Raw genomic sequence first — 24880 nt, 5'->3', positions numbered from 1 at the left:
GCTGACGTCTCACGCCTGGCGTTCCAGCCACGCGTTAAACCGTTCCATCTCTTCCAGCACACGACTGACCAACGGTTCAATGGATTCCCAGCCTTGTTCGTTGTTGCAGGCGAGTTCCAGCGCCTCACAGGCCTCTTTCAGCGAGGTAAAATTCATCAACCGCGCACCGCCGTTAATCCGGTGCGCCATGCGGCCAACCTTGTCGCGCTCTCGCTGTTCAAGTCGCTGTTTAAGGTGTTCGGCGTCGTCATGATTCACGGCGATCATTTCGAGCTGAAGCTGGCGTGTTTTATCGTCAACGGTGGCGTCCGTCTTTCCGGCACTGGCGAAATACCGCTCCAGCATCTCCTGCAATTTTTGCGGCGTTAGCGGTTTTTCCAGATATTCATCCATCCCGGCATTAATACAGCTTGCGGCCGCTTCTGTGCCGCTCATGGCCGTCAGGCCAAAAATGGGGATCGCCTTACGCCCTTCCCGTCGTTCATGCTCACGGATCTGCCGGGTCAGTTCGTAACCATCCATAACCGGCATAGTACAGTCAGTAATAATGGCGGCATAACGCGCTGGCTGCGCTTTCCACATTGCCAGCGCCTCTTCTCCTTGCGTGGCCAAAGAGACGCGGTGTCCCCATGATTCGAGTCGCTGCTGTAAGGTCTGACGCGCGGGAGGATAATCATCCACAACCAGGATGTGCAGACTGGCTACGCTGTCCGGTGCCGGATGATGCAGGGCTATTTTCGCTGAGGGTGTCGCATTAAAGAGGAAACTCACCACACATCCTTCGTGCGGCTCGCTCTCAATGCGCACCTCCGCCCCGGCAGCGCGCGCCATATGCAGACAGGCGGGCAAACTAAAGCCGGTATCGGTCCACTCAGATTTAAGCGTCACCTTGTTCGCGCGTTCGATGATTTGTGCCTGGGTTCCTTCAGAAATCCCCGGCCCCCCATCGCACACCTCAATCACCAGCCGGACGCTTTCAACCTGTGGGTCACGGGTTCCCTCATACACCTCGATATCAATGGCATCGCCGTCAGCATGCTTGATGGCATTGCGCAGGAGGCTCGACAGAATGCGGATAATTAACAGCGGATCGGTATCGTAGCGTTGCGCTGAAAGCTCGATCAGTACGTTCAGGCTCATGCCTTTCGCTTCTGCCTGCTGACGATAGAGGGCGACCGTGCTGTCAATCAGCTGCGGCAGGTTCGTGCTGCGCGTTAAGCCGAGCAGTTGCGGGTTATCGGCACGGAAAACATCGAACATGTCGCCAATTAACGAAAGCAGATTAAGGGAGGACTCCCAGATGAGGTTCAGATTCTCGTTGCGTTCATGGCGCTCGTCCAGCGCCTGAAGTTCCAGTTCCAGAAGACCCGTAATCACGTTAAGCGGTGTGCGAACCTCATGCCCCATGCTCAGCATAAAGGCATTTTTACTGGCAATCGCCTGCTCAAGATTACTTTTTGTTTCAGAGAGTTGAGCAATCAACAGCTCTTTTTCGGTGATATCCAGCCAGCCGCCAATTAACCCGCCAATCTCGCCCTGCCCGTCATGCCACGGCACGACCCACCCCTGCAAGTATCGTGGCTGCTCACCCACCTGAAACCTGGCGGACCATTTCTGCGGTTGACCATCCTGCAATGCCTGGCGATAGCGGGCTTCGATCGCCGCCAGCTCTGAAGGCTCAACCGTATTGATGGCGGTGATCGGCAGACCTTTCAGATCCTGCCCTGACAGGCCAATAGTATCGCTCCAGGCCTGGTTATAACGCAGTAAATTCCCCTGACGATCGCGGACATAGAGCGCAACAGGAGAGGCGTCTATCAGTGATTGGGTAAATTTCAGCTGCTCAGCCAGCTTCTGCTGCCAGACGTTGCCGCGGCGTAATGCACGGCGCAAATACTGGATCCACAGCCAGCAGCCCACCACGACCAGAAAGAGCAATATGCCCCACAGCAGGGAGTTCACGAACGTGCTTTTATTCCAGGTTTCACTGTTTTCTATCGCCGCCTGACGCCAGTCACCCGCCATTTGCATCAGTGCCCGTGGCTGCATATCGGCCAGCGCTTTGTTCAGGATATTGATCGGCTGGCTGCTGTCCGTTTGCGCCGACAACACCAGATCGACGGGCGTCACAGGAAGGGTCACCGCCAGATGAAAACGGGTTGGATGGTGGAGAGTCACGAGATAACTGGCAATAAACTGCGGTGCAATCACCCCACGGACTTCTCCACGTTTTAAGCGTTCAAGGGCGTCGTCCATATGCGGAACGTTCACCAGCTTAATGGTGGGATACCAGGTGTCCAGCCAGGGCAACAGCGGGTCATTCGCCTGAATGGCAATTTTCTCGCCTTTCAACTGTGAGAAATCACTGGGGCGCTTGATGCCCTGATCCATCACCACCACGGCGGGCGTGGTAAGCAGCGGAGGCGTTTTCGCTGCACCGCTTTTGGTCTGCTGCGGCGTATCGATAACCTGTTCAACAAACAGTGCGTCAGGGTGAGCGCGCTTCATTGCCAGAAGTTCAGCATCGCTTTCAATGCTGAGGAAGGAAAAGCGAATGCCGTACTGGTCGTTAAACTGGTTAAGCAGATCGACCACCAGCCCCTGAGGTTCACCTTCGCTGACAAACATGACAGGCCTTTGACGGCGGTCAATAATGACCTGAATTTGCCCGTGCTCGCGTAGCCAGCTTTCCTCCTCGGGATCTAACCCCAGTGGATTGGCGGTGATCACAAAGCTCCGGTTCAGGCCCCAGCTGGTCGCAATGCGTAAACGGCTGGCTAACGAGATATGTTTAAATACGGTATCGATGGATTCCGCCAGCAGCGGTAGCTGTCGGTCGATACCAAAACTCATGTTCAGATTAGGTATCGTCGGGCTGAACGTCCAGCTCAGGTCTCTGACCTGATGGTATTGCGTAAGATATTCCGCACTGGCCCGGTTAATCCACAGCGCATCGATTTGCTTAAAGGCCAGCGCGCTGACGGCGGTGTTATACCACGACTGGAAGCGCAGGGTGCTGTCCGGATACTGGCGGCGAAGCGCTTCACTGGCCTGGCTTCCTGAGACGACGCCAATCACTTTATTTCGCAGATCGACAGGCGTTTCACCCTGTGATTTTGGGGTCATCAAAACCGCTTTATCCAGCAGCCAGGGCGGTGAGGCTTGCAGGTCCGGGCTTGGCCACAGTTCCGGATTCCAGATAGCCACCATCTGTATTTCCTGGCGCTTCAGCGCGAGTAACGCTTCACTGCTGTTTTCGTAGTAATGCAGCTTAATTTTTACCTTCAGGCTGTCTTCCAGCATTGCCAGGTAATCAGCGGCAATGCCGCCAAAGACGCCATGGCCCATCCCTTCGCTTAACGGCGGTTGCTCCTGCCCCCAAACCCCCACATGCAGCGTGGAATGGCTGTCCAGCCAGCGTTGCGCCGCCTCACTGAACTGGACATGCGGCGCGTTAACCTGAACGCGACGCTGCAGTTCCAGTGGCTGGGCGTGCAGTTGCCCTACACAACACACGGTAAGAAGCAGGCTCAATAGCCGGGCTGATAAAAAACGCATCGTACGAGTCGTTCCCTGAATAAAACATGCTGGAAAATAAAATTATATCGATGACCCGGCTTACCCTGAGTAAGCTTTGTCTTGTTCTGCGCAGATACCTCAGTGGCAGACAAGATCCCGACAGTATAAGACCGGACTTATTGTCGCGCCTGTTCCGTCCCGGTAAAAATTTCTCCTCCACTTTACCAGGAAAGTACTTTTTTACGTTTGAACAGGTTAATCCGTGATGAACAACAATATTGATAATCGCGATATCGCGCCAGAGGCCCTCACGGATGGGGACCGCGATACGCCATTTCCGGTGGTGCTGGAAATAACGCTCGACGACGTTTTAATTCAGAATGAAGCGCGTCTTTTTGCCGACGATAACAGCCAGCAACTGATGATAAAAGGTGATGCAGGGGATGAAATTAACCTCTCGGACCTTCTTCCCGAAGGCGCGGAAATGGGTGAATGGACGAAAGCCCGGGGCTCAGTAACTGTCGATGGCGTGCAATATGCCGTATATCAGCATTCAGGTATGGAAACGGAACTGCTGGTTCAGGTCGGTATGCAGGTCGCCCTCAATAATATGTAAATGCAGGCGTCCTGCGGTCCTGGCGACACGCGGGACGCTGCGTTTCCGGGAGTCCCGCAATCTGTCTCAGCTCCCCTGACGATCGTCGTCGTTCACTATCTCGACCTTAACGTCTCCCTGACGAAATCCCTCGGCAAGAAAAAAAGGCATCGGCAGTTTCCACTGCCCCTGCTGCACGGGTGCCGTATACCGCCAGGCATTACCGTCCATTTTCAGCAGCACAGCCTGCTTTTCCCCGTCTTGTTTATGGCTTGGCCCGGCCATGATCGTAAACCCGGCATTGCTCCCGACGTGGAAGTGTTCTGCCTTCCAGCGAACAGGAGGATGCGCCGGCCAGGGTTCGGCATGATGAAAACCAAAAATAGCATCATGGCTAAGCAGACTTTGCCGCACGGTGGACCACAGCACTGCCTTCAGGAAATACTGGTCAGTGAAGCGCGCATTGCCCCGGTACTGCACGACAAACTCACGCATCATTCTTGCAACGTTCGGGAAGATGCCGCCACATCCAGCCCACATCCCGGCGAGTAACAACTCGGTATGCGTGAAATAATCACGCATATGGTGAAAGTACCAGGGCGAACGTAGCCACGCCTCGACACAAACCTGCTCGCGTTCGGAGAGCAACGAGTCGGCATCACGAACTAAAAACCGCTCAACCGTCGGGTCGTCCATCACCAGAAAACGCCATAACGTGGGATAGATGGTTTTTTCGTGGCTCATATCGACCAGTTGAGCACCGCCCGCCTGCAGACGTTGCCAGACGTGCTGCGGCACAGAATTATCCAGATACACACGGCAGCACCAGCCAGGAAACAGCGAGTTTGCGGCTTCAATGTTTTTAATCAGCGTTTCGCAATAGCGCGGCCGATCGCCGAACAGGCTGAAGGCGATAATATTTTTTTCGCGCTGCGTGGCATCAAAAGGACGCGGCGGCGTTGAGGGAAGCGGCCAGCATTTGCCGTGACCAAAGCGTTGATCCGACAGCGTCAACGACTCAAGGCCATAGGTGCGCATCTCCTGGGTTTTGCCCATGTGCCCACACAGTTCAGCAAAACCATCCAGCCAGGTTTCAGAGGCTTCATGACGCTGCGGCGACTGGTATATTTTACGATACACTTTATACGCCTGATCGTACTTTCCCTGACGCATCAGGCTTAGCGCATAGTCACTTTGCACTGACATATTTTTGGGCAATACGGCCAGGGCTTTTTCACAGCAGCGCGAGGCGCTGGCGTAATCCCCGTCAGCCATAGACTGGCGATAAATCTCCGCCAGGGAATGTAACTGCTGGCTTATTGCGGCGTGGTTAACAGGTCGACGTTGAGGTACCGGGCGCATAAAAATCCGCTCAATTATTTAATCAGAAAAATTAAGCCGATTTTTTCATTGTTACGGGTGGCTCACGATAAGACCCGTCTTGATATTCCCTGAAGAGAGTACAGCCCCGGTACTGGCAGGTAAAAAGCGATTTCCGCCTCTTATTCAATTTCACTTAAGCTGAGTATTTTACAGCAACTTAATTAATACCATCACCGTTTATAATGAGATGTTATTTCATTAAAAAAAATAACCAAGTCAGGTCTTATCACCCTTTATCGTCTGTTTCATCATACTGCGCACACATAAATGAGGATGACATCGGTATAATTCGACCCCGGTATTACTGAGGTCAGGCATGAAGGATGCCTTTTCATCGGCTATACAGTAAGTTATGGGCTAGCCCGTACAGGTTGTTTATGATGTTTCATTCACAGCACACCCGATGTCCGGGGAAGATATTCCCAGGCTCACTTCGTCTTCAGGAGTCAGTTAAAGAGATATGCGTCACTATTTTCGCCTTTTTGTGCTGCTGGTTTTACTCTCGCTTTCAATGCCTTCAGCGATAGGCGATGAATATAAGATCCTGATGAGAACACCGGTCCAGGGATTACAGCGTTTATCTCTTACCGCCGATCAAGCCGCGTTTATTAAACAACAACGACAACTGAACGTGGGCGTGACCCATTATGATGCCCCACCGTTTGGCATGCGTAACATTCGCAATGAGTATGAAGGTTTGAGCGCGGATTATACGGGACTGGTCGCCTGGCAACTTAACCTACCGGTTAAGATAAAAGTGTTTAGCTCCTCTGAAGAGGCGTGGCAGGCGCTGGCACGTGGCGATATTGACCTGATCCCGTCCGTAGCCGCCTTCCCGGATAACGATGCCTTTGCCTTTTCTTTACCCTATGCCAGCGATAAACCGGTGCTGGGGCTCAACGATAGCGATACCGCCCCTCTGGCAGAGGATCTGCGTGATACCGACGTCGCAATGCCGAGAGACTATTTGCCCCTGTCACAGGCTCAGGCCGCCTACCCTAACGCCCGTTTTCGCCTGTTCGACAGTTATCAGGAAGCGTTGAGCGCGGTGGCGTTTGGTCAGTCGCGGGTTTACCTGGGCAACAGTTACTCGCTCAGCCGCAACTACCTGAACAATATTCATGTTGAGCGATTCTCACGCCTGACCAGCCGTGAAGTGGGGTTTGCCGTCAGCCAAAAAAAACCACAACTGCTCACACTGATTAATGCCGCAATCAAGGCCGTGCCAGAAGATGAAAAGCAGGAGCTTTACCGTCTCTGGCAGCCCGATCGGATTGATCTCGCACAGGGGTCGAAATCTCTTCTCTTTACCGAGCAAGAGAAAGCGTGGATCAAGAAACATCCCATCGTTAACGTTCTGATCTACAGCCAGGACAATGCAGCCCCGGTCTCATTTATTGATAATAAAGGTGTGCTGCGCGGTATTGCCGCCGATCTGTTTTCCGTTGTGTCGCTCAGAACCGGTTTACAGTTTCGTTTTGAAACGGGCAGCACCACCGAGGAACTGATTCAACAGGTGAACGAGTCAAGCGCGGATATGCTCGCCTCAATCACCCCCAGTGAAGCGCGTAAAAATAAAATTCTTTTCACCCGCCCCTATCTGCGGAGCGCCTTTTCCCTGGCAACAGCGACAAATCGTAACGACATTCATATGCTGGCAGACCTGCGTGGAAAACGGCTGGCGATGGTAAAAAACATTGGTGTGGAAAGTATGGTGCGCCAGCGTTACCCGGAAATTGAAATTGTTCACGTGGGCAATGAATCACAGCTGCTTTCCACCGTACTTGAGGGAAAAGCGGATGCCGCAGTGGGTATTCTGATCATGAGTGACTATCAAATCTTCACCAACTTTCAGGACAAACTCAAAGTGGTGTCGATTGTGGGTGACGCCCCTGTCTGGATCTCTTTCGGGGTCGGGCTGTCCAATCCGGAACTTCAGGGGATTTTAGATAAAATATTGCTGAGTATTCCCCCTGTTGAGCTGGAAAATCTGGCCAACCGCTGGCGGCCCAACGAACTGGTGGTTGTCGACAGCTTCTGGTATCGCTATCGGGAAGTGTTGATTGCCACTGCCGTCTTTAGCGCCGTCTTAATTATTCTGGCCCTGGGTTGGGCACTCTACCTGCGTCGACAGATCGCGCGTAAAGCGGCACTTCGTCGTCAGATGAACACCCAGCTTGTGCAATTACGCGAGGTCATCACCGAGCGTGAAGCGCTGCTGGTTGAACTTAAGGAAGCCAAAGACAGGGCCGAGGATTCTAACCGCGCAAAATCCGTCTTCCTGTCGACCATGAGTCATGAAATCCGCACGCCGATGAATGCCATTATTGGCATGCTGGATATCGTGCTGAAAAAAGGACGCCGTGGTGAGCAAGATATTCAGGCGCTCGAGGTGGCGTATGAATCGGCAGAAGGACTGGTGGGATTAATTGGCGATATTCTGGATATTTCCCGTATTGAGGGGGGGCATCTCGATTTCAATCCTGAAGCCACGAACCTCGCTACGCTGATTAACAATATGATGCGGGTTTTCCAGGGCGTGGCCATTGAGAAAAATATCGAGCTCACTCGCGCGTTCCCGACGGAACCCATAATCGATGTCTGTGCCGACCCCTTACGCATCAAGCAGGTTCTGTCGAACCTGTTAAGTAATGCCATTAAGTTTACCGACGTCGGCGGCGTATCACTGACGCTGCAGCAGGCTGAAGACCCGGTAAATGACAGCGTTCACTACATCATTGACGTCAAGGACAGCGGCGTGGGGATCGATGCCAGCCAGCAGGCAGCCTTGTTCAGGCCCTTTAGTCAGGCAGACAACCGCCGCGCAGGAACGGGGCTGGGCCTTTATATCAGCCGGACCATCTGCGAAAGCATGGGCGGCACGCTTATGCTGACCAGTGAGAAAAACGTGGGCACCACGGTGAGAGCAACCTTTACACTGCCGAAAGTAAAAACGGCGGCGGCCGTGGATGTCCAGCAGCACGAAGACGAAGACAAAATTCCGGCCCTGAAGATCCTGGTCGTGGACGATAACCCTGCCAACCGGATCCTGCTGGCTAAACAGTTGGCCTGGTTAGGACAGCATGCGTATCTTGCGTCAGAGGGAAATGAGGCACTGGCTATCTGGGAAAAAACAGATTTCGACGTGATCATTACCGACTGCAACATGCCCGGCATGAATGGTTATCAGCTTACTCACATAATCCGCACGCGCGAACAGGAACAGCACAGGGCCGCGGCCTGGATTATCGGCTTTACCGCCAATGCCATGCATGAGATCACGGCGCGTTGTTTACAGGCTGGTATGAATGATTGCCTGTTTAAGCCCTGCTCAATCAATCATCTTGCGGCTGCACTGCGAAATATTCATCCCATTGAGCACAAAGCATCGGACGATACCGTCTCACTGAAATAAAAAAGGAGCCTGTAAAAGGCTCCTGATAATGTCTCGAATGAATCGGTTGTAATGGGATTAAAGCAGTTGGTCGTGCCAAAGAAACAGTTCAGAGTCCGTTTTCACGCCCAGCTTTTTCATGGCCGATTTCTTCTGACCGCTGACCGTCTTACGACTACGATTGAATTTCTCTGAAATCTGCAGGACAGACATTCCACCGGTAAAGAGTCGCAGCACCTCAAGCTCCTTAGGAGACAGCTGATCCAGGCGGCCAATGCCCTCAATCACCTGCGGCGCGTTGTCACCCTCTGAACCCGATTTCGTGTCTGCACAAGGCTCGGAAATCAGGTAGAACTCTTTCTCCATGCTTTCTGAGAGGGAGATACGCCCCGCCGCGACCTGGCGCGCCGCATTCACCACTTCCGATAAATCACGGCTTTTACCGACATGCCCGCGCACGCCGATTTTTAACGCCATGCGCACAATCGCCGTGTTTTCCAGCGTGGAGGAAAGCAGAATTTTCAGCCACGGGAAGGTGCTCATGAGCTGTTTGATCATCGGTAAACCGTCGATCTCTTCATCACCAAGCAAATAGTCAAGAACCAACACATCAACACGGTTGTTGCGTAAAAAATTCATGAGTTCGATACGAGTGGCAAAGCTGCCTTTTAGTTCGAAATCAGGCTCCTGGCTAAATATAATTTCCATCCCCTTACGGACAATCGGGTGATCGTCGAGTAAAGCGACGTATATTTTTTTACCTGAAAACGGGTTCATACATATTCTCTTTTATGCCTGCAGTGTGAGCCATCTTTAAAAAAGACTTAATTATTATTCCGTAACCATAACAATAAAGTACCGGAACTGGCATAGCTACGAAAAATAGCGGAATAGCCATCAAAACGGTTAGTCACTTCCGCGACCTGATTGCCGTAAAAATCACTTTCTGCACTCAACACATCTAACAGAGTACGTCGACCGAGGTGATACCACTGATCGAAGAAATCATGACGAATACGATCGGATTCAATCGATAAGTTATGATACAACTCCGCGCGCTCCAGCATGCTATGGGCATCCTGATCGGCAGCACGTACCCGGTTATCCAGATCGCGGGATTGCTGTTCAATGGCCTCTCTGCTGGCATCTGCACGGCGTGCGGCAGAAAGCTCAGCGGCCCGCTGTGAACCGCCCCGGAAAATCGGCCAGCTTAAGTTTACATTGGTTTCCCACGCCTGTTCACGTCCCAGTTCATCGCGCCCGGTACTTTTGCCAACGTTCCACGTCACCGTTGGGTAGGCGGCAGAGCGCGCCGCTTCTGCATCCGCCAGTGCTGATGCGGTCTCTGCCTGCGCCTGTCGAATGGTAGGATGGCTTTCAATGGCGGATAACTGCTTGTTCAGCTCCCCTGGCTTCAGGTTCCACACCGCTGCAGTTGGCAGAGGAACGGGCGTATCCCCCAGCAGGCGGTTGAGGATGATTTCCGTATCACGCGCGCGCGATATGGCCGTATCTAAAGAAGATTGCGCCTGTAAAAATCGCCCTCTGGCCTGCGTCAGTTCACTGCGACGCCCCTGGTCAACCTTCACAATGCCGTCCAGCATTTCGACCAGTTCATTCATACGCGCCACGTACTTTTGGCTGAGAACAATGATCTGGCGCTGCTTACTCAACTCAATGAGTGCACTACTGACCTGCCAGGCAATGTTTTCCGCCTGTGCGCCCGTATTCTCTTTCGCGGCCAGATGCAGCGCTTCACGGCTTTTAATGGTGTTGCTGGTACGACCAAAATCGAGCAATGTGGTTGCGACATTCACGGTCACCGCCGGACGACTGTCGCTGTAGCCCCGTTCTCCGCCACCGAACTGGACGCTTTTTGAACGCGTCCCGACATCCACCTGCGGCCAGCGTTGCCCTTTCGCTTCATCAACGTTGGCCTGTGCCGCCTCGGTATTGAACTGCGCGCCACGAACCTCAGGGCTCATACCCAGTGCAGTATTGACCGCATCATTAAAGAGCAGACGGATTTCATTCTCGCCAGGCGCACGGGCGGTCTGCTGGTCAACGTTTGTCGCGTTGCTTTTCGCAAACGCGGTGTGGGTTGTGCTAGTAGCATGGTTATCCACCGCGCTTTTCTGCGCCACCCGTGGCGCGAGAGGTGCAGGCGGGGTGGAGGCCATCACCATGCCGGATTTTGCCTGCGGAGCGACAGGTTGAAAGGCTAATAAGCCCTCGCTACTGGCGACACTTTTCCCTGAAATCAGGCAAGAGAGTACCGTCAGCGTCGCCGCCAGGCGACGCTGTACTGGAGAATACTTTTTCATCGTAAATTAACGCTCCCGGAAGGCTTCTTTCGCTTTGAAAATAGGTTTCAGCAGGTAATCGAGAATGGTTTTTTCGCCCGTACGAATTTCCACGGTCGCAATCATGCCGGGAATAATCGGCAGGGCTTTATCCCCTGCTTTGAGGGTACTGCTGTCGGTTAAGACCATCACCCGGTAATACGTATCATCAGGACGGCCCGCCGCAGCTTTAGCGTCATCTTTTAACGTATCCGGACTGACGAGAGACACTTGCCCCTTCAGGCCGCCGTAGATTGCAAAATCGTAAGCGGTGATTTTCACCATGGCAGGCAAACCTGCATGCAGGAAGGCCACGTCAGACGGTTTGATCTTCCCTTCCACCAGCAGCTGATCTTCCAGCGGCACGATCTCCATGATGTGTTCACCAGGCTGAATAACCCCGCCAATAGTGGTAACCCGCACATTTTTGACCGTGCCTTTTACCAGAGCGGTAATGGTTGTGCGGTTCACAATATCTTCGCGACCGGTCAGACTCTCTTCAGCCTGCACCAGATCCAGCTCCTGACGGATCAGGTCGGCGTTGGCATCCGCCTGATAGCGGTTGCGGCGCTCAACAATCTGCGATTGCAGGTCGTTTGCCTGACGGCGCATGCGCAGCAACTCTACTTCGGAAAGCAGGCCGCGTGCCGCCAGCGGCTCAGACATGGCAATTTCGTTTTGCGCCAGACGATAGCTCTTCTCAAGCGAAGCCACGCCCTCTTCCAGCGCTTGCTTACGGCTGTTGTAAGCGCGGGTTTCCAGCTCGACCTCAGAAGGATACTTTTTCACGCGGTCGCTAAAGGTCAGCGGCAGACCATACGCTTCTGCACGCAGGCGGTTAACGGTCGCTTCCAGTGCCACCACCTTGCGCAGCGTCTCCTGATAACTCGATTGCGCACGCGTCGGGTCGATTTTCAGCAATACCTGCCCCGGTTCAACGATATCGCCCTCACGGACGTTCAACTCTTCGAGTATCCCGCCCTCGAGGCTCTGGATAATCTGTTCGCGACTTTTTGAGACGATCTTCGCATCACCCTTGGTGATCTCTTCCACTTTGGCGAAATGCGCCCAGGTTAAGAAGCCGATGAACACCGCCAGGATGAGCCATAACACCAGTCGCGATTTTGGCGTGGTCTGGGAGAACAGCGCCTCCTGGATATCGCTCATCCAGGCGGCATCACGCGCTGAGAGCGGTTTATTTTTCTTCTGTTTTAGAAATTTCATGCGCTGGCCTCCGCCTGCTCTTTTACTGGCACAGCTTGCGCTGGCGTACTGTCGTTAGCGGGCGTCTGCTCAGGTTGCGCTTTTGGCGTGCCGTTGAGCGCAGCCAGAATCTGCTGTTTTGGACCATCCGCGACGATTTTGCCGTCCTCAATAATCACCATTCTGTCCACCAGCGCCAGCAGCGACGGGCGATGGGTGACAACAACCAGCGTGTGTCCGGCAGTCGCGATTTTCAGGTGTTGCAGGAACAGGGCTTCGGTCTGCGCATCCATCGCGCTGGTCGGTTCATCCAGCAGCAGCAGGTTAGGACGCGCCAACAGCGTTCGCGCCAGGGAAACCAGCTGACGCTGGCCGCCGGACAAACTGTTGCCCTGCTCGCCAACGGGCATATGAATGCCACGCGGGTGGCGCGCGGCAATGTGGTCCAGCCCGGTTAAACGCAGTACCTTAAGAAACTCATCAGACGACGCATTCTGACGGCCAATCATGATGTTTTCGCGCAATGTGCCGTAAAACAGACGTGCATCCTGCCCCACAAACCCTACGTTGTTTCGCCAGTCAGACGGCTCAATTTGATTCACGTCCAGACCGCTACTGAAAATCTGCCCTTTCACCGGCGTGTAAAGGCGGGCAATGATGCGCAGCAGCGTGGATTTACCGCTGCCGATTTTCCCGACGATCGCCACACGCTCGCCCGGTTTTATCGTCAGATTCACGCCTTTGAGGATATCCGGGTTTGGCTGCATGGGCGGCGCCGGATAAGAGAAGGTAATGCCTTTAAGCTCGATATCACCGTTCAACTCAGGCTGTTTGATGTAGTCAATCTCACTGCTGCGATCGGTTGGGTTCTCCATCAGCTTGTTCAGCGAAGTCAGCGCAGCTTTGGCCTGCTGATAACGCACGGCTAAACCGACGACCTGGCTTAACGGCGCGGTCACACGGCCGGCCAGCATGACCGTACCGATTAACGCGCCCTGCGTCAGGGTGCCGGCATCAATCAGGTACACGCCGGTGACAATCAGCATGACCGTCTGCAGCTGTTGCAGGAAACTCACCGAGTTCATCGCCAGCGTAGAGTAGTGCTTAGACGCCGCCGAGCTGGACGATTGCATGGCGCTGAACTTTTGCCAGCGGCTCTGCATCCAGGACTCGCCCCCCACGGATTTCAGCGTTTCCATCCCTTCGATGGATTCAATCAGGACGCCCTGCTTCAGCGATGCTTCCTGCAGGCTGGCTTTCATCACTTTGGCCAGCGGCCACTGAATGGCCATACTGACCAGCAGGATCATTGGCAGCATCAGCAGCGGGACAATCGCCAGCGGGCCGCCGATGGCGAAGATAATGCCAATAAACAGCAGAACGAACGGCAGGTCGGCAATGGTTGCAAGCGTCGCGGATGAGACAAAATCACGCACGGATTCGAATTCGCGCAGCTGGTTGGCAAAAGAGCCAGAAGAGGCGGGCTTATGCTCCATTTTCACCGCCAGCGCCTGACGAAACAGCACGCTGCCGACAATCAGATCCGCTTTTTTTCCTGCGGTATCCAGCAGGTGAGCACGCACGCTACGGGTTACGGCTTCAAAAATCATTGCCACCAGCACGCCAATCGCCAGCGACCAGAGCGTGGTAAACGCCTGGTTAGGGATCACGCGGTCATAAACGTTCATGGTAAAGAACACGGTGGCCAGCGCGAGCACGTTCACCAGCACCGACGCCAGCGCGGCGCTACGATAGTAACGACGGTAGCGCCACAGCGTACTGAACAGCCAGTGGCCTTTCGGCTGCGGCGGCGCGATATCGCTAACCCGACTGTCAATACGCGCAGTCGGTTTAGCCGCGATCGCGTAGCCAACATACAGCTCGTTAAGCGCTTCATGATTCAGTTCAACCGGCTCGTCAGAGACATCCGGCATGACCAGGGAATAGAACAGATCCCATTTGTCTTCGGCATTTTTACGACGCTCGCGTCCCAGCAGCACCATCCCGCCAGCACCCTTACGCAGCAAAATCATCGGGAAGATCTGCTCCGGCAGTTCTGCGCTATTACGCTTGATGAGCCCTCCGGTCACACCGGCATTTTTGAGCGCATCAAGCGCTAAAGAGGGAGTGAGGAGTTGTTCGACAGGCAGACCCGCCAGCAAAACATCATCGCTTTTACCGAGACCATAATGCTCACACACCCAGGCAATACTTCTGAGCAGGGAATCATCACTTTGTCGGTTATCGCGAGCGGCGGCAAGCAGCTGTTCCTCCTGAAAATTTGCAGTTGAGGATTCCATATTTCGCGTTTTTCCTGATTGATTATTTATATTTAAATCAATGAATTAAATTGATTTATTGGTTTAAATTAAGAATATTCTGTCACGCGGAACAGTCTTAAATTAATGAGACCTGTCTCAATGGAACGGGTTATTTTTTGTCACGAAACAGGTTTGATGAGGGATACACGAGGGAAAAGAGAATGCCCTCCCATTGCGGGAAGGCAGGACGCAAGATTATTTTTGCTCAGGTGCAGTCACGTTCTGATCGCCGCTTACACGCACAACAACGCGGCGGTTTGGCGCATAGCAGGAAACCAACTCACGCTTGCCGGACGCGGCACAGTCATTAACAACCGGCTCGTTACTGCCGACGCTGGACGCCACCATCAAACGCGCCGGAAGGCCATTTTCTGCCAGCATCGTACGTACCGTCTGCGCGCGCTTCAGCCCCAGCGCGTAGTTGCTACGATCGCTGCCGATAGCATCCGTATGGCCAATCACCTGAATTTGTTTCAGCTCGACGTTTTCACGTTTTATTGTCGCCACCAGGTCTTTCACCGCCTGGCGGCCCTGAGCGGAAACGCCCTTTTCCCCGGACTGTCCAAAGCGGAACATAATATCGCCAGACAGGGTGTAATCTTTGTACTGAGGCGCGGCCAGAGTCTTACAGGCTTCCACGCTGGATGCGCGAGAAAGCACATGGGTCTGCTCGCGCAGCCCCGATAAATCCTTCTCCGCCTGCTCGCGCGTACGGGCTTCCGGCACGGCATTCATCGTGTGGCTGACGCGCACGAAATAGGTTTGTCCGCCGTTCATTTCGACGTTGTAACCCTGTTCTTTGCCACGATACTGCGGTGCATCGTTCTGGTATGCGCCGAGATTATGCTTGCCCGGTGCCAGACAAAAAACGGTATAACCGCCAGGCAGCAGTGCATCGTGGAATTCATTATCCACATAAATATGTGCCGCCCCGCCGGTGCTGTTACTGGCGTCACGGTAGTAAACAATTTGCGCCTGAGTCTGAGCGACGGGTGCAACAGGCTGATACGCCTTGCCAAAATTCTCCGCAGCGGTGGCGGTGTGCATGAAAAATGCGGAGGAGGTAAACAGCGCCGCAAATAAAGAGGTCTTGAAAAAAGTCATAAATCCTCCAGAGGCCTCCCCGAAAGGAGGCCTGGAAAAGTTTAAGTTAGTGATTATTCACGTTGACGGTTACGCCAGCTTGTACCAGCAACTCGACATCCTGGCTTTCCATGTGGAATACCTGGTACTCGACGCCTGATACCTTCACGTTACCGGCGTTGGTCCAGTTGCCCGGGTCGCTGTTGTCAGGCAGCAGATCGCTCAGGTTTACCACGTCGCCTTTATTACCCTGCACCATCAGCTGTTTATTGCCATCGGTGATAAACAGGTCTTTTTCAGCATGGGTCAGCACGTCGTGCAGACTGATATTCAGCTTGTCCTGCTTGCTGTTGGTAATATCAATCGTCTTGTGCTGGAGATTATCCAGGTTAATCTCACGATCGTTCAGGGTGCTGACAACACTGGCGTTATCGTCATGCTGCTCTTCAGCGTTCATCATCATGCTTCTGGATGCTGAGCGCGGTGTGTTCACTGTCCAGCGGACATCATCAATCCAGTACTGATCGGTATTGATGGTGTTACCGCCACCCGACAAACCACTGCTTGCACCACGCCCCATACTGAACACGATATTTCCAATCTCACGTCCCGACGGGGCATTAACAGAGAAGGTTGACTCACCAACTGGCAGATATCCTGAAGAGATCACTTTCCCTGCCGTGTCGTAAACGGTGTATGTTGACTTCACAACGCTAGACTGGACGGAATCGTTCGCACCAGAAAGTTTCATGCTGACAGCATTTACCCCGTCAAAATGCATGGTGATGTCGCCAGTCATTGCTAATACACGACTGGTGGATGAAACGCCCCACTGATAAATCGCCGCACCATAACCAGGGTAATATTTATCGTTTAACGTAAATTTCAGACCACTTGGCAGTGTGACCAGACCCTTTCCAAAGTTCTGGAACGGTACAGTGTTAAAATCTTCGAACCCGCTCGATTTCGGAGAAACCACTGTCAGGCTGCGTGAAACACCCGCACTCTGGTTCCCTGCTTTATCGATAGAGAACACGCTAAACGTGTGGTTCCCCAACGGCAGTGCAGACGGCGTTAAGCTCCAGCTGCCGTTAGCGGCGGCGGTAACACTGTACGTAGAACCGTTCACCGCGATGTACACTGTGCTACCTGCTTCAGCGGTACCGTTCAGCGTCGGCGTGTTGTCATCCGTTGAACCCGCGTTGGCCACGTTGCCCGTTACCGGACCGACGTTATCCGTTACGCTGGTGATCACCGGCGCGGCGTTGACGGTATCTACAGTGATCCCAAATTTCGACGAGGTAGCCGAACGGTTTCCGGCCCTGTCGATTGAATAAGCCTGGAATTCATACAGCTTGTTGTAGTTGGTCGTCACTGGGTATGACCATGCGCCATTCGCAGCCGCAACCGCCGAGCCATAAGTCCCACCAGTTGCCGGGTCGATGATATACACCACGCTGCCCGCTTCCGCTGTCCCGCGTAAATCCAGGCCACGGTCGTTGGTTACGCCACCGTTGCCCACCAGGCCGTTATAGACACCGCCCTGAACATCGTCGAAAGAGCCGAGGATAACCGGTGCGTTGTTCACCGTATCCACGTTGATCGAATAGGTCTCAGATTTACCCGACACGTTACCCAGATCGTCTTTCGCAATGGTGTAGAACATATGCGGACGACCGGCAGCCGTGTCAGCAACCGCATGCTCCCAGGTCCAGTTACCTTTCGCATCAGTTTTCACCGTATCCAGCACCGCGTTGTTATACGCGTTGTAGATATACACGACGCTGTTTGGCTCAGCGGTTCCGCGCAGCTGCATATTGCCGTCGTTGCTCAGCCCACCGTCTGGCACCAGGCCGTTATAGATGCCGCCTTCCACGTCATCGTACGCCCCCAGAATGATCGGAACTGCAGCGCGGGTATCCACTTCCAGACCGTAGTGGTTGGATTCGCCAGAGACGTTGCCCGCCGCATCCTGTGACGTCACGTAGAAGTCATGTTTCGCATCTGCCAGCGCAGGCGATGTCCACGTCCAGTTACCGTCCGCATCGGCATACACCGAAGCGATTGGCGTTTTGCTGTCCGGGCCATAGATTTTCACCAGGCTGTTTTTCTCAGCCGTACCGCGCAGTTCTGGCGTGGTGTCGCGTGAACGGCCGCCATCCGCAATCAGCGTACCCGCATCGTCATACATGCCGGTAATGGTCGGTGCCGTTGGTGCGTCAGTATCAATCGTCAGATCCCACGGCGCGGTTGGTGCGCTTTTGACACCGGTCGGGCTCTGGAAGACCGCGCTCAGAGACAGCTCGGCGCCGTTGTTCTGCGGTGGCAGCGTGTAGTTCCAGGTGCCGTCATTGCCTACGGTCACAGAATTAACAAGCGTGGTGCCGTCGTAAATGAACACGGTGTCGCCCGCACGGCCAGTACCGTGCAGCGTTGGCGTGGTGTCATCGGTCACCGCCGGGTTCGCCAGGTCGCCCTGCACCAGGCCTACATCGTCAGCGATGCGATCCAGCGTCCCTGTCGGAATGCTGGTGTCCAGCGTCAGCTCAAACGGTGCGGTAGGCGCACTGTCACCCGTTCCCGGATCTTCCGTCGCGGTGATCTGATATGTCCCATCCGTGCTCAGCGCAGGGGTGATGGTCAGCTGCCAGCTACCGGTTACCGCATCCGCACGTACGCTATCGATATAATTGCCGTCAACGTACACCTTCACCAGTGCGCCCGGCGTCGCGCGGCCCACAACCGTTGGGGTCGTGTCATCGGTGTGGCTGCCGCTGCCCAGATTGCCGGTATTGGCACCTTCATCATCCACGACGTGGCTGATGGATACGCCGTTACCGCTGGTGTCCACGATGAAGTGGATCGGGTCAGACGCAGGGCCGACGTTACCCGCTTTGTCTTCAATCGAGACTTTCCAGGTGTAGTCGCCGTCCGCCAGCGCAGGAGCCGGAGTGTAGCTCCAGTTACCGCTGCCATCGACAGGAACGCGCACGGTAGTGCCATTACCGAGATCGATAATAGCGGTACCGCCCGCTTCACCTTTACCACGGTAGGTTGGGGTGTTGTCATCGGTGGTGTCGTTGTTACCAATCAGACCTGGCGTACCGAAGTCGTCCCACAGTTCCACGTCAGCCGCTTCGCCTGGTGCGACGGAGTCCACAATAATGACCCACTCGCCGGTCTCCGGGCTGCGGTTGCCGGTCACATCTTCTGCGACCGCGCGGAAGCGGTGCTCGCCCTGCGCCAGCGCCGAATCAAACTCAATGGTCCAGCGTCCACCGGTGACCACCGCGCTGCCGATAGGGTTCGGGTTCGCGCCGTCGTACAGATAGACGGTGGTGCCGTCCTGCGCGGTACCGGTAATAACCGGACGATCGTCATTCGTAATGCCACCGTTCTGTACCGTGCCGACGTGTGATTCGACATCGTCAATCACATCGGTGATTGCCGGAGCCGTTGGAATACCGCCCGCCAGCAGGTCAAAGGAGAACGCATCAGAAGGATCCGAACGCAGACCCGCTTTGTCTTCGGCGACCACTTTCACGTCATAATGACCGTTCGCCAGCCCCAGCGGCGGTGTCCAGGTCCAGGTACCTTCATCGGTGGCGCGAACGGAAGCAACTTCACGGCCATTGACGATGATGTACACCAGGCTGTTCTCTTCGGCAGAACCCGCAAAGGTCGGGGTGCTGTCGTCAGTGATATCGCCGTTTTGCAGATAACCTGTTTGCTGACCCGCGTCGTCAAAGACGGTGTCGATAGTCGGTTTGGTCGGCGGCGTGGTGTCGACGATAAACTCGATTGGATCGGACGGTTCGCTGGTGTTACCCGCGGGATCGGTGATGACCACCACGGCTTCATGCTCGCCTTCTGCCAGTGGGTTTTCGGGTGTGACTTCCCATTTACCGTCTTCACCCACGATCGCGGTACCTACCACTTCATCGTCGATGATCAGTTCTACGGTTTCACCCGGCACAGCGCCTTCGCCGCTGAATACCGGCTGGGTATCATCGGTCACATCGCCGTTATTAATTGGGCCGATAACCGGACCCTGATCGTCTTCAACGTCACCAATGATCGGTTTCACTGGCGCTTCGGTGTCAATCACCAGCTTCCAGGGATCGGTTGGCGCACTTTCAACGCCCGTTGGGCCACGGAATACCACACTCACATCCAGCGCGGCACCGTTCGTTTGTTCAGGCAGGGTATATTCCCAGCGGCCATCAGTGCCCACGGTTACAGAGCTAATAATGTCGCTGCCATTACGTACGAAAACAATGTCACCTGGGCGGCCCGTACCGTGCAGGGTTGGCGTGGTGTCATCCGTCACCGCCGGATTCGGCAGGTCACCCTGATAACGACCAACGTCATCCGATACGCGATCGAACGTCCCGGTCGGAACTACGGTATCGATGGTCAGCAGGAATGGACGTGTCGGAGGTGGAATTTCACCAGGACCGCTGTATTCCCCTGCCGTAATTTCATAGGTTTTACCCGACTCCAGCGCAGGGTTGATCTCAATGGCCCACGCACCGGTCGTTGGGTCGGCAGTCATCGAACCCACCGCTTCCCCGTCAACATACAGCGTCACCAGAGAGCCAGGCGTTGCCGTCCCCACGATAACCGGGTTAAGGTCATCCGTGCTGCTACCGCTGGCCAGCGGGTTGGTCAACGTGCCGGTATTATCTTCCGCGTGGCTGATGGATACCGCATTACCCACGGTGTCGACGATAAAGGTCACTGGCGCGGTGGCTTCACCACGGTTACCCGCAGCATCTTCCAGCGCCACAGACCAGCTATAGGTTCCGTCCGCCAGCGCAGGGGCAGGCGTCCAGCTCCAGTTACCTTCTGCATTGACGGGAACGCGAACGCTCTGCCCGTCACCGAGGTCGATCACAGCCGTCATGCCCGGCTCACCCTTACCGCTAATAGTCGGGGTGTTATCTTCGCTGATATCGTTATTGTTAATTTCACGCGGGAACTGGTAATCGTTCCACAGTAAAACGTCGGTCGGCAGCGGCGGCAGTGTCGCCATAGCAGCGATGTTTGGCTCAGTATTGTTGTTAGAAGCGATGGTCTTTTTCATACTCAATATCCAACTATATTCTGTTTATGTTCGGGAAAATCCCTGGATTAAAAAAACGGCTAAACGTTTTTACTTTCCGGAGGCGCCTTAAAGTCGCCTCCGTTTCCTGATATCAATTAGTGGTTTTGCAGCGTGACCGTCACTCCCATCTGAACGAGGATTTCGGTATTCAGGCTTTCCATCTGGAAGGACTGATACTCCACTCCGCCAACGTTAACCGTGCCACCGTTTGTCCAGTTGCCCGGGTCTATATCGTTTGGCAACAGGTCGCTGAGATTGACCCGATCGCCTGCATCGCCCTTCACCATCAACTGGTTGAAGTCGTTATCGTGGAACAGGTTCTGTGTGGCGTTTTCCAGCACATCGCCCGCGCTCAGCGTCAGGGTGTTGTTGCCTGTTCCCGTAATATCGAACACTTCCATTGACTGGATTTTGTTGGTCAGCGCGCTCATATCGAGATGCTGATCCGCACCCAACAACTTCAGCGTGTCCGTCCCTTCTCCCCCCTGGATCACCGCGTCGGTCAGGCTGGCCACGTCACTCACCTGATAGAGGTTGTCCGCCGCGTCGCCATACCAGACATCGCCCTGGTTATCCGCCAGGAATTCACCCGGCGTGACGGTTTTCGCCGTGCCGCTCACCACCAGGTTATCGATACTGAAACCAAATCCGGTGCTGCCCGGCTGCTCCTGATGGTGAATTTCCATCCGGTAAACCGGCGTATCCTCCTGGCCTGTGAACGACACATGGACGTTACGGTTGCTGATCGGCGCGTTCACAGGCTGAGAACCAATCACATTGCCGTTGATGTCATAGAACGTCACCACCGTAGACGGACCCGCAAATCTCGGGTTGAAATCGAAATCGACGGTTTTGGCGCCATACTGGAAGTCGACAAACATGCTGGCTTCCATCCCGCCATCTGCTGATGAACTGAACAGGTACAAGCTGCTTGTGCTTCCCGCCCCGATGGTCTGTCTGTCGAATTCGTAGTCAGCCGTACTGGTATCCGTCGTGTGTGAGAAACGCATTCCGTGCACCCACTGGCCCGCATTGATCGCCGTAAACTCATCAGCTGATTCAAAGTTGTTGGTGCTGGTGAAGTCGCTGGTACGGTAGTCCGAGCTGTTACCCGCCGCGTCCACAATGGCTGCCCCGACCGGAATATCGGTAAAACCGCCCGGTGGCAGGCTCAGCGTCACATTACCGTTCGCGATATCCGCTGCCGTCAGCGTGTGCGTGACAGAGACATCTCCGACCTTCACCAGAACCGAATCACCCGCCGTCACGTTGCTGCCCGGCAGCGTGACGGTGACATCGTTACCGCTCCGCACCACGTCGGTCGGGGCGTCCGGTGCAACCTGATCCACCACCACGTTCTGTGACGACTCGGTGTAGTTACCTGCCGCATCAACAACACGGGTCAAAATGGTCCAGTCAGCGCTGTGGCCCTGCGTGTCCACATAGGCCCACTTATCGCCGTCGACCAGCGCTTCCTGCCAGGTCGCGCCGCCATCAACGGAGACAAGGACTTTGTCGCCCGCGTCCAGCGCAGCCGAGAGATGGCCAGTGACCAGGCTGCCAGGGCCGCTGTTATTGGTGATGAAGTCCGCCTCGCTCACGCCGGAGTCTTTGCTCAGGCCGTCAGCCACCGCACTGGCCGTTGGCGCTTCGGTATCAATGGTGATTTTCCACGAATCACTCGGTGCGCTTCTGACGCCCGTTGGGCTCTGGAACACCACGTTCATATCCAGCTCTGTACCGTTATTCTGCGGCGGTAACGTGTAGTTCCAGTTGCCGCCAGGGCCAACGGTGACGGAGTCAATCAGAGTCGTGCCGTCGTAAATAAACACGACGTCGCCCGCCACACCGGTACCGCGCAGAGTCGGGGTGGTATCGTCGGTCACAGACGGGTTCGCCAGGTCGCCCTGAACCAGGCCGACATCATCCGCTATACCGTCCAGGGTGCCGGTCGGAATGCGGGTATCGAGCGTCAGTTCAAACGGTGCGGTTTGTGGACCGTCACCGGTGCCGGTGTTTTCACTGGCGGTGATCTGATATGTGCGATCCGCCGACAGCGCCGGGTTGACGGTGTACTGCCATTGACCCGTGGTCGGATCGGCCACCACGCTGTCAACCAGGTTTCCGTCAACGTAGACTTTCACAATGGCACCAGGCGTAGCGTGGCCCACAACGGTTGGCGTCGTGTCATCAGTGTGGCTGCCGCTGGCCAGGTTGCCCTGAATGCCACCTTCATCATCCACAACGTGGCTAATCGAAATCCCGTTTCCGCTGGTATCCACGATGAAGTGGATAGGGTCGGATGCAGGTCCGACGTTGCCGGCCTTGTCTTCAATTGAGACTTGCCAGGTGTAGTCGCCGTCAGCCAGTGCAGGTGCCGGGGTGTAGCTCCAGTTGCCGCTGCCATCAACCGGTACACGCACGGTGGTGCCATCGCCCAGGTCGATAATCGCCGTACCGCCCGCTTCACCTTTACCCCGGTAGGTCGGGGTGTTGTCATCGGTCGTACCGTTGTCGGCAATAATCCCCGGCGTGCCGAAGTCGTCCCACAGTTCAACGTCTGTCGCCTCGCCCGGTGCGACGGAATCAATGTTGATGACCCACTCGCCCGTTTCCGGGCTACGGTTGCCGGTAGCATCTTCCGCTACCGCACGGAAGCGGTGCTCGCCCTGCGCCAGCGGCGTACTAAATTCAATTTTCCACTGTCCACCCGTTACCACTGCACTGCCGATCGGGTCCGGGTTCGCGCCGTCGTACAGGTAAACGGTGGTACCGTCCTGACCGGTCCCCACGAGAGTTGGGCGGTCGTCGTTGGTGGTACCGTTTTGCTGTACGGTGCCGGTGTGAGACTCAACATCGTCAATCACATCGGTAATTGCCGGCGCTGTAGGGACTCCGCCCACCTGCACGTTAAAGTTAAAGTCCTCAGACGACTCAGAGCGCAGGCCAGCCTGATCCTCCGCAACAACGCGGATGTTATACGGACCGTTAGCCAACCCCGGAGACGGTTCCCAGGTCCAGGAGCCGGTTTCAGTGGCGCGCACGGAATCCACCACTTTCTCGTTGACGATGATGTAAACGAGGCTATTTTCTTCAGCCGTACCGCTGAAGGTTGGCGTGTTGTCATCGGTGGTTTCACCTGCCGCCAGGTTGCCGGTTCTGTCGCCAACGTTATCGAAAACGGTATCGATGGTCGGTTGTGCCGGTGGCGTGGTGTCAACGATAAAGCCGATCGGATCCGACGGTTCGCTGGCGTTGCCTGCCGGATCGGTAATGACCACCACCGCTTCATGTTCGCCTTCCGGCAGCGGTTTTTCTGGCGTCACTTCCCAGTTGCCGTCTTCACCCACAATCGCAGTGCCCACCACTTCATCGTCGATAATCAGTTCAACGGTTTCGCCAGGCACGGCACCGCCGCCGCTGAATACCGGCTGAGTATCATCGGTGACATCGCCATCGTTAATCGGGCCAGTGATCGGGCCGACGTCATCTTCCACGTCACCGATCACCGGTTTTTCCGGCGCAGTCAGGTCGACGATAAAGCCGATCGGATCGGACGGCTCGCTGGCGTTGCCTGCCGGATCGGTGATCACCACCACCGCSTYGTGCTGGCCTTCAGCCAGTGGRTTTTCCGGCGTCACTGCCCATTTACCGTCTGCMCCCACYACCGCGGTACCCACGACTTTATCGTCGATGATCAGCTCAACGGTGTCGCCCGGCGTGCCGTTTTCACCGCGGAATACAGGCAGCGTGTCGTCAGTGGTGTCACCGTCATTGATTGGGCCAACCACCGGACCGACGTCATCTTCCACCTCACCAATCACCGGTTTTTCCGGCGGGGTGAGATCGACGACAAAATCAATAGGATCGGACGGTTCGCTGGCGTTGCCTGCCGGATCGGTAATGACCACCACCGCTTCATGTTCGCCTTCC

At 55.1% G+C, this 24880-nt stretch carries 11 protein-coding genes; 2 read left to right on the top strand and 9 right to left on the bottom strand.

From position 1 onward, the window contains the following. Positions 1-9: 9 nt before the first annotated feature. Positions 10-3558 (bottom strand): response regulator, encoded by a 3549-nt coding sequence (locus tag F8561_RS22360; protein WP_151887965.1) that lies wholly within the window; start codon positions 3556-3558, stop codon positions 10-12. Positions 3559-3784: 226 nt separating this feature from the next. Here F8561_RS22360 and F8561_RS22355 point away from each other — a divergent pair, with 226 nt between their 5' ends. Continuing rightward, positions 3785-4135: a Biofilm associated protein A gene (locus F8561_RS22355; RefSeq protein WP_134178892.1), complete on the top strand. Its 351-nt coding sequence runs from the start codon at positions 3785-3787 to the stop codon at positions 4133-4135. A 66-nt stretch (positions 4136-4201) separates the two neighbouring features. Here the strand turns inward: F8561_RS22355 and F8561_RS22350 are convergent, their stop codons facing one another. Next, positions 4202-5476: a tetratricopeptide repeat protein gene (locus F8561_RS22350; RefSeq protein WP_025204756.1), complete on the bottom strand. Its 1275-nt coding sequence runs from the start codon at positions 5474-5476 to the stop codon at positions 4202-4204. A gap of 481 nt (positions 5477-5957) precedes the next feature. Here F8561_RS22350 and F8561_RS22345 point away from each other — a divergent pair, with 481 nt between their 5' ends. Next, positions 5958-8912: a transporter substrate-binding domain-containing protein gene (locus F8561_RS22345; protein ID WP_151887964.1), complete on the top strand. Its 2955-nt coding sequence runs from the start codon at positions 5958-5960 to the stop codon at positions 8910-8912. 57 nt (positions 8913-8969) lie between these two features. Here F8561_RS22345 and F8561_RS22340 read toward each other — a convergent pair whose 3' ends face one another. From F8561_RS22340 to F8561_RS22310, 7 genes are all read right to left on the bottom strand, one after another. Then, complete coding sequence (locus F8561_RS22340) at positions 8970-9668, bottom strand: response regulator transcription factor (protein ID WP_050737430.1); 699 nt, start codon at positions 9666-9668, stop codon at positions 8970-8972. A gap of 47 nt (positions 9669-9715) precedes the next feature. Next, positions 9716-11215, bottom strand: a complete 1500-nt coding sequence (locus F8561_RS22335; protein WP_151887963.1) for a TolC family protein — start codon at positions 11213-11215, stop codon at positions 9716-9718. A gap of 6 nt (positions 11216-11221) precedes the next feature. Further along, positions 11222-12457: an HlyD family type I secretion periplasmic adaptor subunit gene (locus tag F8561_RS22330; protein WP_020885110.1), complete on the bottom strand. Its 1236-nt coding sequence runs from the start codon at positions 12455-12457 to the stop codon at positions 11222-11224. Continuing rightward, the gene (locus F8561_RS22325) at positions 12454-14736 is read right to left on the bottom strand and encodes a type I secretion system permease/ATPase (RefSeq protein ID WP_044865901.1); all 2283 of its coding nucleotides are present in this window, start codon (positions 14734-14736) and stop codon (positions 12454-12456) included. Before F8561_RS22325 ends, F8561_RS22330 begins: the two co-directional genes overlap by 4 nt. Positions 14737-14952: 216 nt before the next feature. Beyond that, entirely contained in the window at positions 14953-15861 is a 909-nt protein-coding gene (locus F8561_RS22320) for an OmpA family protein (protein WP_047744052.1), read from the bottom strand. A gap of 46 nt (positions 15862-15907) precedes the next feature. Then, entirely contained in the window at positions 15908-20926 is a 5019-nt protein-coding gene (locus tag F8561_RS22315) for an Ig-like domain-containing protein (RefSeq protein ID WP_151887962.1), read from the bottom strand. 116 nt (positions 20927-21042) lie between these two features. After that, a partial coding sequence (locus tag F8561_RS22310) for an Ig-like domain-containing protein (protein ID WP_226778116.1) occupies positions 21043-24880 on the bottom strand: 3838 nt, incomplete at its 5' end.

This window comes from Enterobacter sp. 198 (assembly GCF_009025585.1).
In the GTDB taxonomy this organism is placed as follows: domain Bacteria; phylum Pseudomonadota; class Gammaproteobacteria; order Enterobacterales; family Enterobacteriaceae; genus Enterobacter; species Enterobacter ludwigii.
The sequence above is the reverse complement of the archived record's forward strand: the minus strand, read 5'-3'. Positions and strand labels throughout refer to the sequence as shown.

What these genes read in the sequence shown, in the direction of transcription:
- F8561_RS22315 (WP_151887962.1), bottom strand. Translation starts at nt 20,926, where the DNA reads ATGAAAAAGACCATCGCTTCTAACAACAATACTGAGCCAAACATCGCT.
- F8561_RS22325 (WP_044865901.1), bottom strand. Translation starts at nt 14,736, where the DNA reads ATGGAATCCTCAACTGCAAATTTTCAGGAGGAACAGCTGCTTGCCGCC.
- F8561_RS22355 (WP_134178892.1), top strand. Translation starts at nt 3,785, where the DNA reads ATGAACAACAATATTGATAATCGCGATATCGCGCCAGAGGCCCTCACG.
- F8561_RS22330 (WP_020885110.1), bottom strand. Translation starts at nt 12,457, where the DNA reads ATGAAATTTCTAAAACAGAAGAAAAATAAACCGCTCTCAGCGCGTGAT.
- F8561_RS22350 (WP_025204756.1), bottom strand. Translation starts at nt 5,476, where the DNA reads ATGCGCCCGGTACCTCAACGTCGACCTGTTAACCACGCCGCAATAAGC.
- F8561_RS22335 (WP_151887963.1), bottom strand. Translation starts at nt 11,215, where the DNA reads ATGAAAAAGTATTCTCCAGTACAGCGTCGCCTGGCGGCGACGCTGACG.
- F8561_RS22340 (WP_050737430.1), bottom strand. Translation starts at nt 9,668, where the DNA reads ATGAACCCGTTTTCAGGTAAAAAAATATACGTCGCTTTACTCGACGAT.
- F8561_RS22360 (WP_151887965.1), bottom strand. Translation starts at nt 3,558, where the DNA reads ATGCGTTTTTTATCAGCCCGGCTATTGAGCCTGCTTCTTACCGTGTGT.
- F8561_RS22345 (WP_151887964.1), top strand. Translation starts at nt 5,958, where the DNA reads ATGCGTCACTATTTTCGCCTTTTTGTGCTGCTGGTTTTACTCTCGCTT.
- F8561_RS22320 (WP_047744052.1), bottom strand. Translation starts at nt 15,861, where the DNA reads ATGACTTTTTTCAAGACCTCTTTATTTGCGGCGCTGTTTACCTCCTCC.